Raw genomic sequence first — 11,793 nt, 5'->3', positions numbered from 1 at the left:
AATGGAAGGGAGAAGGTGGAACATGGATAAAGCGGTCACGTCAGGGATTCGGCGCCGTTATCTGCTTTTATCGCTGTCTATTCTGCTAATATTGACAGCTGCAGGAACCGGCGCCTTTCTTTATATGAAGCATTCACAGGATGAATTGCGGGTAGAGCGAGAGAGATTGTACGATAAGCAGGTGAAATTGGAAACGCTGCGCGATTCATTGAATGATATGTTTTTCCGCGCACGCGGTTATGCTGCTTTTCAGTATGAGAAAGAGCTTGATCTTGTCTATAAGGATTTAGACGAGATAAATAATGCACTTGAAGAATTAAAAGATGTCCGTCTAACATCAGAAGAAAAGCAAATGACGGAAGAACTTACGACTTTTTTAGCAAAATATGAGCAGGAAACATTGCCAGAATTGATCCGATTAGTAGAAGGAAAAGATTACGAAGGACTGCGTAGTTTTTCGAGTAACGGGCTTACTGATTCAGTGAATCAATTTATAGCATATGCCAAGCAATATAAAACCAATATTGACGATGAACTTGAAGGACTGTCTACAGAAATGATCGAGCAGGCCAATCAGTTTACATTCGTAATGGTCCTTTTTTTATTTTTACTATTTGTGTTTATTGCTTATTTAATTTGGCGCATGATGAAAGATATTGTCCGGCCGCTTGAGCAAATGAGACAGGCGACAGATGATTTTGCGTCCGGCAAAAACTTTTCGCTGCTGCCGGTGAAACGTAACGATGAAATCGGGGTGCTGTTTTCTTCATTTGGTTCCATGATTCGAACCATTCAAGAAAAAGAAGAAGAATTAACGGCTCAAAATGAAGAGCTGATTATGCACCAGGAAGAATTGCAGGAGCACCAGCATAAAATCGAAGAATCGCTCCGTGAAACGAAACAAACAAAAGAACGGCTGGAACGGTATAACGACTTGAACCACGTTCTTTCTTTTACTTTAAATAAGCAGGAGCTGGCTGATAGTATACTAGAGTATTTGGATTCGATTTATGAATTGGATCTAGGCATGTTTTGGATCAGGGAAAGCGGGGAGCGGGCGCTGAAAGGGATGACAGATGCTTTGTTCGAGGAGTTTTCAACGAACCGAACGGATTATATTGATCAGCGGTTAAAAGAGGATGATTTCTTCACGATAACAAGAGAAGCTTCCCATGAAAAAGGGGTCGCTGCCGATTCTGTTTTGGTGCATGATTATTTTTCTAGCGTAAACAATCCGGAAGGAGACATGGTCGCTCTTTTTGGCGCTTCACGGATTGGCCGCGCTTTTTCCGAGGAAGAACAAAAAGAATTGCGGGGCTTACTAAATCGGGTTGCTTTAGCGATTGAACGTATTCAGCTGTACGACCGCAATGTCAAAGAGCGGATTTTAAACGAACGTATCATTAACAACATTAATGAAGGCATTCAATTTGTTGGCCACGACGGGTCTGTGCTCCAGCGAAACGAAGCTGTTTGTGAGATTATCAGTTGTGGAGTACCGCTTGATGAAACCATTGAAAGAGCGCAATGGATTGATCACCTTGCTAATCAAACAGATGACCCGGATCAAATGAGAGAATTTCTAGAAGGTTGTATTGATAGCGGGGCGCATCATGTGCAGGAGTACCGGTACCGTATTTTAGAGCCGGCAGAACGCGTGATAGAAGTGTATAGTGCTCCGGTTTTAGTAAATGAAGAAAAAATAGGCGTCATTCTTGTTCATCGTGATATTACAAGAGAATACGAAGTCGATCAAATGAAAACAGAGCTCGTCAGCACAGTCAGCCATGAGCTTCGAACGCCGCTTTCAAGTGTGCTCGGATTTACAGAGCTGCTGCTTCATAAACAGCTAAAGCCTGAAAAGCAAAAGAAATATTTAGAAACAATTTACAAGGAAGCGAAAAGGCTGACAAACTTAATTAATGATTTTCTGGATTTACAGCGCATGGAGTCGGGCAGCCAGGTGTATCAAATGGAGCCATTACAAATCAATGAACTGGCGGTAGAAGCGATCGCCCGCTTCCGTACCGAAAGCAGTCATCCACTCGTTATGGTGGATGAAGCGGCTAATGTGCAGGTAGAAGGGGATAAAGAGCGTCTCGCTCAAGTATTAACAAATGTGATAGGAAATGCTATTAAGTTTTCACCGGACGGCGGACATGTAGTGCTGACACTTTCAAATGATGAAAACAACGTAATTGTCACCATTCAAGATGAAGGAATCGGAATTCCGGCTGAAGATATACCGAAGCTGTTTAATAAATTTCAGCGGATTGACAATAGCGCCCGCCGCAAAATTGGCGGTACGGGCCTTGGACTGGCAATTTGCAGAGAAATTATCGAAAAGCATAATGGAACGATTACAATCGAGTCAGAAGAGGGAAAAGGAACAGCAGTCCGTTTTTCATTGCCGCTTCTTTCAACAGGCAGGCATCGAGTTGTACGTTCTGAAGGGAAAGAGAACAGTCCCTCCGTTATGATAGTAGAAGACGATATGAGTCTTGCTCTTTTATTATCGGAAGAATTAAAGATGAGCGGATTTACAGTAATGTATCATACAAATCCATCGGAAGCCTTTGAAGAAGCAAAACGGACACCGCTTGTCGGGATTGTGATTGATCTGATGCTTGGCGACGATCTGAGCGGCTGGGATTTGGTGGAGCTGTTAAAAAGGGAAGAAAAAACCAAAAATATCCCGATTATCATTTCTTCTGCTCTTGATCAGGCCGAGGGCAAGGGGAAATTGCACCAAATCGATCATTACTTAACAAAACCGTATCCGCCGACAAAGCTGTCAAAAGCCGTACTTGGATTTTTAACCGAACCAATACAGCAAGGAGTTATTTTCTACCCGGAGAGAGGTTCCGATCAAGATGAAGATAAATAAAAAATGGATTGTCCTTCCGGCAGTTCTTTTGTTGTTGCTGCTGCCCTGGATTATATGGGAGCTTGGCAGCACGAGAGAAGAAAAAGTTGTCATTCTAGACAAAACCGTTCCGGCCGATAATAAACGGGAGCATCGTGCCCTTACATGGGTACTGAAGCACTTTCGTTTTGAAACGTTTAGCGGAGAGGATGACTACTATGGATACTTTCCCGAAAGAAAAACAAAGGAACAGGCGCTTCCGGAAAAACTGGAGGATGCAGATGTTATTTATGCAGCCGATACATACGGTGTGTATGATAACGAAAATGACTTAGTGTATGGCGGTCTCGAAATGGATGAATGGGAAACGATCAAACAGCAAACGGCTGACCATCCGACCACTTTGATTATGGAGTTTAATACATTTGCTTCTCCAACAAAAGCCGATGTGAAAAAAGATGTGGCGTCTTTTCTGCATACAACACCAACCGGATGGACCGGTCGGGCGTTCAGCGATTTGAGCGGAGAAAATAAAGAGCTGACCGATGGAATTCTCTCACTTTATGAAGCAGGCGGTAAAAAGTGGGCATTCGAAGGAGCCGGCTTTGTGCTTGTGAATGAAGATAAACAAAAAGTAATCGTGCTCTCTGATGAAGAGGGAGAAATAAAAAACGAGCGGTTAACGATGCGCTTTACGAAAGAGGGAAAACGAGTTACAGGCCTCAATAAGGGAGCGCCGTACACGTACTGGTTCGATATAACCGTGCCGGACAATAAAGAAGATATTCTAGCAAACTATCAATGGGATTTATCGGATAAGGGGAAAACGGTGTTAGAAAAGGAAGGAATTCCGCTTTCATTTCCTGCCGTTACCCACCATTCGTATGAACAATCGGATCTCTTTTACTTCGCTGGAGATTTTGCCGACACAGAAGACGTTTCTTCTGTTTATCGGTATGCCGGTTTTGCCTCCATGCGGGCGCTTATCACACCATCTACGCTTTATCCGGAGCAGGCCTTTTTCTGGAAAACATATGTGCCGCTCATGAAAGGTGTTCTCTCAATGGAGAAAAAACCGGAAAAAGAAGCAGTTGCTGTGCCAGTGGAAGAAAAGGATGGCCTCTTTTATATGTCCCGTTTAAACGGAGACCGGTTTGAAGTGTTTCAAAACGGCACATGGAAAACGATGACGGTAAAAGGGGTTAATATTGGAATGGGGAAACCGGGCGCTTTCCCGGGAGAAGCCGCTATTTCTGAAAATGAATACTATGAATGGCTCACGGATATTGGAAAATTAAACGCGAATACCATTCGCGTCTACACCCTTCATCCGCCGGGCTTTTACAACGCTTTAAAGCGGTACAACGAAGAGCATGCGGACAAGCCCATTTATCTGCTGCATGGCGTCTGGATCGATGAAAAACCGTTAGAAGAAACACTAGATGCGTTTACACCGGAAATTACAAAAGAATTCCAGGCGGAAATGAAACGGGTTGCGGATGTCATTCACGGTAATGCGGACATTCCAAAACGGACCGGTCATGCATCAGGAACGTATCGGGCTGATATTTCGCCGTACGTAATCGGCTGGGTGCTTGGAATCGAATGGTACCCGTTTATGGTCGACAACATGAAAACGAAATACACAGATCTTGCGCAGTATGATGGAGAGTTTGTTCAGACAGAGGACGCTGAGCCGATGGAAATTTGGCTGGCTGAGCAAATGGATACGATGATGAAATATGAAGCGGACCAGTATAAGTGGACACGGCCAATGAGCTTTACAAACTGGGTTCCAACAGACCTGCTTGACCATCCAGCTGAACCACAGGAACAGGAAGATCTGGCATCTGTTAATCCAAATATGATCAAGCCTAAAAAGAACAGCAGCTTGTTTGCTTCTTACCACGTGTATCCTTACTATCCGGATTTTTTAAATTTAGAAGAAAAATACTTAACATATAAGGATTCACGCAGAGAAAACAATAACTACGCCGGATACCTGCATGATTTGCGGGCAGCGCACGATATGCCGGTACTGATTGCCGAGTTTGGTATTCCATCGTCGCGAGGCATGACACACCGGAACGCATTTGGCCTGAACCAGGGCTTTATCAGTGAAGAGCAGCAGGGTAAAGGCTTAGTCCATATGTATGATGATATTTTAGCTGAAGGAATGATGGGCGGACTCGTCTTTACATGGCAGGATGAATGGTTTAAGCGGACGTGGAACACGATGGACTTAGATGATCCGGAACGCCGTCCATATTGGTCGAACGCCCAGACGAATGAGCAGCAATTCGGCCTTCTCAGCTTTGACCGCCAGCTTATCCAAACAGACGGAAATACAAACGACTGGAAAGGTATTGAGCCATTCTACAAAGACAATGACGGTTTGTATGTCACGCACGACGAACGCTACTTGTATATTCGGTCTAAGCTGTTAAACGGCAAGATGCCGACGCTTTACTTTGACGTACATCCAAGCATCGGAAGCAACAAGGCAGAAACTGTCACGTTCAAGGAAAATGATCCGGATTTTGTTCTGTCATTTGTCGGGACAAGAGAAGGGAAACTGAAAGTAGACGCGTATTATGACACATTCTTGTATCAGTATGGGTTTGACGTTCCTATGTTAGAGCCTGCACCGAAAAAACCACTAAATAACAGCGGTGTTTTCAACCCAATCCGGCTGGCACTAAGCAGGGAAAATATCCGTCCGGATACAGGGGAAGTGCTGCCTTTTGATTATTATGAAACAGGTGTGATGCGGTTTGGTAACGGCAATCCGGAATCGCCTGATTATGACTCTCTGTCTGATTACTATGTAAATAAAGAAACAGGAGAGGTTGAAATTCGCATTCCATGGCTGCTGTTGAATGTAAAAGACCCAAGCAGCCTGAAGGCAACAGGAGATGTTTTTAAAGAAGGAATAGAAGCTGAGCAGCAAATCAAAGGCATTGGCATTGCCGAGTCATTTGATCAAAAAACAACGGTCCCTGAAAAAGCAGCTTCCAAGATGAATATATATAAATGGGAGGGATGGGATCAGGATACCGAATCAAAAGAACGGCTGAAAGAGTCCTATCATATTGTGCAAAAACGATTTGCCCGGGAAGACCAATAAAAAAGACAGCCCACAGCGGGCTGTCTTTTTTTTAATCCAGAATGCTTTCGATAAGCGACAGAAGTTCAATTGGGCTGAATGGCTTCGCCATAAAATAATCAGCCCCGTAGGACATGGCCAGTTCCCGGTCTGCTTCCTGTGCTTTGGCGGTAAGCATCATGACAGGGGTTTGAACGCCGTCTTTACGGATTTGCTCCAGCACCTCCATGCCTGTTAAATGAGGCATCATATAATCTAAAACAATTAAATCATATGTGCCGGACCGGATGCTGTTCAGTGCTTCCCGGCCGTCTTCTGCCTCGGTAATTTCAAAATCATCTTCAAGCGTATCGACAATTAACATGCGCAAAATATCTTCATCATCTGCCACTAAAATCTTTTTCATATTTGCCTGCCTCCATCTGATTTATGTGGAAATTCCTTTTCGTTTCATATTGCCCCAATTGTGCTTTTTGCGGAAAGCGGCAAAGATTCCCTGGATGCGCCAAATAACCATAAAAGGCCGATACCAAAACGTTTCTGTCAGCGCCCAGAAATAAAGCCGAACCAAGTGGGAAATCTTTGGATATTTATGGAGTGTCATTTCCTCCAGCAGTACAGCCAGCGCAGAAATAAATGATCCATAAAAAATGGTGACTAAAAACAGGGTGCCGGCTGTTTTTGGATCAATTAAGGAAAAAAAGAATCCTCCGAAAATCATAAAGTATCCGCCCAGTTCGAAAACAGCACCTAATAGCTCCACAAGCAAGAAATAAGGCATAGACAGGAGTCCGATTGAACCGTAGGCAGGGTTGAAAATTATTTTTTTATGAGTCCAAAGTGTTTCCCATAACCCGCGCTGCCACCGAATCCGCTGAGAACGCAGAACCTCAAGGGATTCTGGCGCTTCTGTCCAGCATACAGGATCTGGGATATATTCAATCCGCTGCTTGGACTTTTCTTCCCGAAGCAGCCGGTGCAGCCTGACGACAAGCTCCATATCTTCCCCGACTGTTTTCCTGTTGTATCCTCCTGCGCGGATGACCCGTTCCTTATGGAAAACACCAAATGCCCCGGAGACAATCAGCAGGATATTCATCCGGCTCAGCGCAAGGCGGCCGATTAAAAAAGCGCGGAAGTATTCGATGATTTGCATCAGTACAACCGGATGGCTCGGCAGATTAATGGTTTCAACTTTACTCCTTGAAATCGTCGAGCCATTGGCAATCCGGACCGAGCCGCCGGTTACAATAATTTGGCCGTCTGATTCAATAATCGGCTTCATTGTTTTTAACAGTGCATCGTTTTCTAAAACCGAATCACCATCGATGGCACAAAAGTAAGGATAAGATGCCAGGTTAATACCGGCGTTAAGAGCATCTGCTTTGCCTCCATTGGCTTTTTTAATTAAGCGGATATATGGAAAAATAGAGGATTGATAGATCGTTTTGATTTCAGCCGTTTCTAAATAAGCACGAACGGCAAAAGATACTTCCGTCATTTGGAATTCTTCAATCATACGGGCCGAAGTTTGGTCTTTTGAGCCATCATCGATAACAATAATCTCTTTTTCCGGATATTCAAGCGCTAAAAGCGAGCGGACTGTGCTGACTACGCCGACTTCCTCATTGTAGGCCGGAACTAAAATAGAGACCGGAAAAGTCCGCTCATTTCCGGCAATGTCCTCTGTTGTTTCCCGCGGATCTAATTCACTTTCTCTGTATACTTTTCGAAAAGCCAGCCCAAATAAAAGAATATAGCTTAAGCTTGAAAAAAGCATATAAGCAATAATAACGTATGAAAGAATAAGAAAAAATGTATGCATTATCGGGCACCTCCAGGTCGAAATGTCTGCCACTGGGCAGCCATATCCCGGCCGTAGCGGTCAGGGTGATTCTCAGCTAAGTGCGCTAAAATCACATCTCCATCTGAAAAATGAGTATATGCTTCTGCCGCTGAATAGCGCACCCACCAAACTGAATCGCCAAGCAGCGTACTTAAACTCTTTTTGTAGCGGGAAAACTGCATAACACCTGTAATTCGTGCTGCAAACATTCGCTCTGTCCAGAAAGGAGAATCAAAAAAGGGAGCCAGCAAATCTGGTTCCGACAAATACTTCAGCCGAAAGATCGTTTTGAGTGCCTGGATTCTTGTTTCGACTTGAGGGCTGGCCAGTTCTTTTTCTACTTGCGGCAAAAAAGTTATTGCCCCTGAATAAGCAATATAAATGAAGGCAGCGTGTTTGATTGTCTCATTTTCACCTTCAAGCGCTGTTTTTACATGCTCTTCAGCATTCGTTTTATCTAATCGGTGGAGAATATCTACAAACAGCCGAACAGGCGCATTCGAAAAGCGGTTTAACTCATCAATGACAACATCTTCATTTAGAGAAGCCAGTGTACGAATGAGCTGCTGGGTTTCCACGTCCAGTTTCCCGGCTTGCTTCATCCGTTCACGCAGGATAGGTGCTAAAGAGCGCATACGAAAATCCTCAATGTAATGAAGGGTGTTCACTCTCCGCGCCCAGTTGCGTTGATTTAGCACGCGCGTATAGGTTTCTGTTAAAAATTCTTCCGACAGCTGTTGCACTAAAGGAGAGGCACTGCCTCCTCTTGTAAATGCCACATAGCCATTTAACAGCCGTTCCAGCACAACCTGTTGATGAGAAATCGATTTGACGGCGTAAAGAAATCGAGCGTCTGATGGATCCATCATATAGGAAGCAAACGGCTCTGTTAAATGAGCGTACTGGCTTTCAATTTCTTCTTCCAGCCGCTTCCTTTTATGTTTGCGGATGACTAAATAAAGGAGCAGCACCAGTTGAAATAGAAGCAAGATCGCCGTCAGGAGAAGGAAAAAAGGGAGGGTCATTTAAACATCCTCTTTGTCAGGCGCTGTACACGCGCGATCACTTCCTGCGGGTGAAATGGTTTCACAATATAGTCATCCGCTCCACTTTTTAGCGCTAAAACAATATCTGCTTCATTTGTCCGGGCTGTCAGCATCGATATGACAATATTGTCATCCGGGAACCGTTTGCGGACATTTGACAGCACTTCGAGGCCATCCATTTTCGGCATAATGCCGTCTAAGAGAATCATATAATTCTCATCAGCCTTGTACCAATCGGACTCCAGGAATGTAATGCCATCCGGATATTCGTGGACAACCACATCGATTTCATTTGGCTTCCAGCCGGAAAACTGCTTCGACAACATTTTTCGCACAAGAAGGTCATCATCGATAATCATAATATTCAAATGGCGCTTAACATCACCGCTGTCAATTTCATAAATAACTGTTTGGTTTCGGCCGCTTCGTTTTGCTTTATATAACGCCTGGTCCGCTTCTGCCAAAACGGTAGATTCATTGATTCTGTATTCGGCTGCACCAGCAGAAAACGTCACATAAAAAGGATCAAAGCCCGGGAAGGCAAATTCGGTTTCGGCCATTTTAGCACGAATCCGTTCAATTAAGACGGTGCCTTCCTCAGGAGTCGTATCTGCTAAAATTAAGGCGAATTCTTCCCCGCCATAACGGAAGAAATAGTCGGTTTCCCGCTTGAGTGTCAGCACGATAGAGCTGAAACGGCGAAGCACTTCATCGCCTGCAGGATGCCCATATTGATCGTTTACTTTTTTAAAGTAATCCAAATCCAGCATCACAAGCGTAAATGTATGCCGTTTTCGTTCCGATAAAGCAGATATTTGCGTAAGTGTTTGGGTGAACTGGCGCCGGTTGCCTGCACCTGTCAGCTCATCGGTCAGTACGGACTGTGAAACAGCCGATTTGTTTCTTAATCGGTTAGAAATATAAGGGACAAATAAGCTCATATTAAGCGGTTTTTGAATAAAATCCATCGCACCCGTTTCATAAGCGCGAATGGTATTTTCGACTGGATTGTTCGTACTTACCAATGTAATAGGAACATAACGGCTTCGGGCAATATCGCCAATTTGCGCCATTACGTCAAATCCGCTCATATCGGGAAGCTGAACATCGGCGACAACCATATGGGGCTGAAGGGTATAAAAAAGTTCGACTCCCCGTTTTCCATTTAAAGCAATTACCACTTGTATACCATTTTCTTCCAGTGTTTCTTTAATAAAAGAAGCGGATTCTGCGTCTTCATCAATCAATAAAATAAATCCGCTGTTTTCTTCGATGGAGTGAAGCGTACTTTCGGGCTGTTGCACTTCAGGCTGGGCCGTTAATTCTTTTTTATTGAAAAAACTTCTCATTAAAAAAATAAAGTTTTTTAATGAACGAACCGGAATAGTCGCCTCGCTTGCTTCAGAAAGGGTCTCCAGCTGCGATGCACAAAAAGCAGATATTTCTTCCAAGCCAATTGTGCCTGCTGTGCCTTTCATCGTATGTAAAAAACGGTATAAATCCCGTTCTTGGATATGATCTTGTTCAAACCAACTGGAAAACTCCTTTTCCATCCGCTTAGAAAGCATTGCCTGGTAATCGTTGCGGGACATAATAAGTCAATCCTCTCAAAAGTAGTGAAAAGGTTCTGTTCATATTCTGCCTTATTATACTATATGTACCACTCTATCGAGCACATTAAGCGTCTTTCGTTTGAATAAAGAATAGAAAGGGAATGGGTGTGAAAAAACGGGAATAAAGGAGATGGCGTTTTGAAGGCAATCGGCACAGCGTTAATCGGGTATGGATTTTCAGGCTCAACCTTTCATGCTCCATTTTTAAACAAAATGGAGGAGTTTCAGCTTGTCAGTATTTTGTCTTCTAAAAGAGAGAAATTAAAAGAGAGTTTTCCATCTATAGACGTTGTCCAGCAAATCGATGATGTTTTAAATAACGCTCAAGTAGAGCTTGTGGTCGTAACCACACCGAGCAGTCTTCATTTTGATATTACGAAGCGGGCGCTTGAGGCAGGAAAACACGTCATTGTCGAAAAGCCGATGGTACCGACCGTTCAAGAAGCAGAAACGCTTGCTGAATGCGCAAAAAAACATAACGTGATGCTCAGTGTTTTTCAAAACCGACGGTATGACGGAAATTTCCTGACTGTCAGGAAAATGATAGAAGAGGGCCGGCTGGGTGATGTTTACGTGTATGAAGCACACTATGACCGCTTTGAGCCGGTGATTGCCAGAGGCTGGCGTGAAGAGAAAAAGCCGGCTTCCGGCGTTTTGTATGATCTGGGGGCTCATTTGATTGACCAGGCTCTGTCACTGTTTGGGATGCCTGATAGTGTAACGGCAGATATTCAAAAGCAGCGCCCTCAGGCACTCGTAGATGATTATTTCCATCTTGTTTTAACGTACGGAACGAAAAGAGTAATTTTACACAGCGGCATGATTACAGTGGAGCAAGGTGCCAAGTATAAAGTGCACGGTACAAAGGGAACGTTTATGAAGCGGGGGGAAGACCCTCAGGAGAAAGAATTGATAAATGGAGAGTCACTGGAAAGTCCCGAATGGGGAATGGATCGGATTGACCAGTATGGGACGCTTTATACAAAAGAAGGAGATGAAAAAATCGTAACACTTCCAGGTGATTACCGGCGTTATTACAAAGAGATTTATCAATGTATTCGGGATGGAAAGCCGTGCCCAGTTTCGGGAGAGGAAGGCATACAAGTGATCCGCGTCATTGAAGCGGCGCTCGAAAGCAGCCGTGACAAAAGAACAATTGAATTATAAAAACAGGGCAGCATAAGCCCTGTTTGAGACTGACGATAAAGTCGTCAGTCTTTTTTATGAAAGCTTTCACTGCCGAAAACGGGCAGGAGACTTTTCGAGAAATATCACTTAAGCTGGGCAGTCCTGTTTAACCGCACAGGCCGCGCGTC

7 protein-coding genes are annotated in these 11,793 nt (G+C 44.1%); 3 read left to right on the top strand and 4 right to left on the bottom strand.

Going from position 1 to position 11,793, the window contains the following annotated elements; all coding sequences use genetic code 11:
- The first annotated feature begins 22 nt into the window (after positions 1-22).
- Together L2D08_RS00725 and L2D08_RS00720 are read left to right on the top strand one after the other, a co-directional pair.
- Positions 23-2,887 (top strand): ATP-binding protein, encoded by a 2,865-nt coding sequence (locus L2D08_RS00725; RefSeq protein ID WP_242231797.1) that lies wholly within the window; start codon positions 23-25, stop codon positions 2,885-2,887.
- Entirely contained in the window at positions 2,874-5,993 is a 3,120-nt protein-coding gene (locus tag L2D08_RS00720; RefSeq protein ID WP_242231796.1) for a hypothetical protein, read from the top strand. Before L2D08_RS00725 ends, L2D08_RS00720 begins: the two co-directional genes overlap by 14 nt.
- A gap of 31 nt (positions 5,994-6,024) precedes the next feature.
- On the opposite strand, the gene L2D08_RS00715 is transcribed toward L2D08_RS00720, so the two are convergent.
- Genes L2D08_RS00715 through L2D08_RS00700 form a run of 4 tightly spaced genes read right to left on the bottom strand, consistent with a single transcriptional unit; the run spans position 6,025 to position 10,456 of the window.
- Positions 6,025-6,378: a response regulator transcription factor gene (locus L2D08_RS00715; RefSeq protein WP_242231795.1), complete on the bottom strand. Its 354-nt coding sequence runs from the start codon at positions 6,376-6,378 to the stop codon at positions 6,025-6,027.
- 21 nt (positions 6,379-6,399) lie between these two features.
- On the bottom strand, positions 6,400-7,797 hold the full coding sequence (locus tag L2D08_RS00710) for a glycosyltransferase family 2 protein (RefSeq protein WP_242231794.1): 1,398 nt from the start codon (positions 7,795-7,797) through the stop codon (positions 6,400-6,402).
- Positions 7,797-8,843, bottom strand: a complete 1,047-nt coding sequence (locus L2D08_RS00705; RefSeq protein ID WP_242231793.1) for a HEAT repeat domain-containing protein — start codon at positions 8,841-8,843, stop codon at positions 7,797-7,799. Before L2D08_RS00705 ends, L2D08_RS00710 begins: the two co-directional genes overlap by 1 nt.
- Complete coding sequence (locus tag L2D08_RS00700) at positions 8,840-10,456, bottom strand: diguanylate cyclase (protein ID WP_242231792.1); 1,617 nt, start codon at positions 10,454-10,456, stop codon at positions 8,840-8,842. The genes L2D08_RS00705 and L2D08_RS00700 overlap by 4 nt, the downstream gene beginning before the upstream one ends.
- Before the next feature lie 159 nt (positions 10,457-10,615).
- On the opposite strand from L2D08_RS00700, the gene L2D08_RS00695 reads away from it, so the two are divergent.
- A complete protein-coding gene (locus L2D08_RS00695) occupies positions 10,616-11,644 on the top strand; it encodes an oxidoreductase (RefSeq protein ID WP_242231791.1) in 1,029 nt (342 codons plus the stop codon).
- Positions 11,645-11,793: the final 149 nt, after the last annotated feature.

The organism is Domibacillus sp. PGB-M46, from assembly GCF_022668875.1.
GTDB lineage: Bacteria > Bacillota > Bacilli > Bacillales > Domibacillaceae > Domibacillus.
Note: the sequence above shows the minus strand (reverse complement) of the source record. Positions and strands in the feature narration are given on the sequence as shown.

Coding starts and splice junctions, on each gene's coding strand:
- L2D08_RS00700 (WP_242231792.1), bottom strand. CDS start 10,456: ATGTCCCGCAACGATTACCAGGCAATGCTTTCTAAGCGGATGGAAAAG.
- L2D08_RS00705 (WP_242231793.1), bottom strand. CDS start 8,843: ATGACCCTCCCTTTTTTCCTTCTCCTGACGGCGATCTTGCTTCTATTT.
- L2D08_RS00710 (WP_242231794.1), bottom strand. CDS start 7,797: ATGCATACATTTTTTCTTATTCTTTCATACGTTATTATTGCTTATATG.
- L2D08_RS00720 (WP_242231796.1), top strand. CDS start 2,874: ATGAAGATAAATAAAAAATGGATTGTCCTTCCGGCAGTTCTTTTGTTG.
- L2D08_RS00725 (WP_242231797.1), top strand. CDS start 23: ATGGATAAAGCGGTCACGTCAGGGATTCGGCGCCGTTATCTGCTTTTA.
- L2D08_RS00715 (WP_242231795.1), bottom strand. CDS start 6,378: ATGAAAAAGATTTTAGTGGCAGATGATGAAGATATTTTGCGCATGTTA.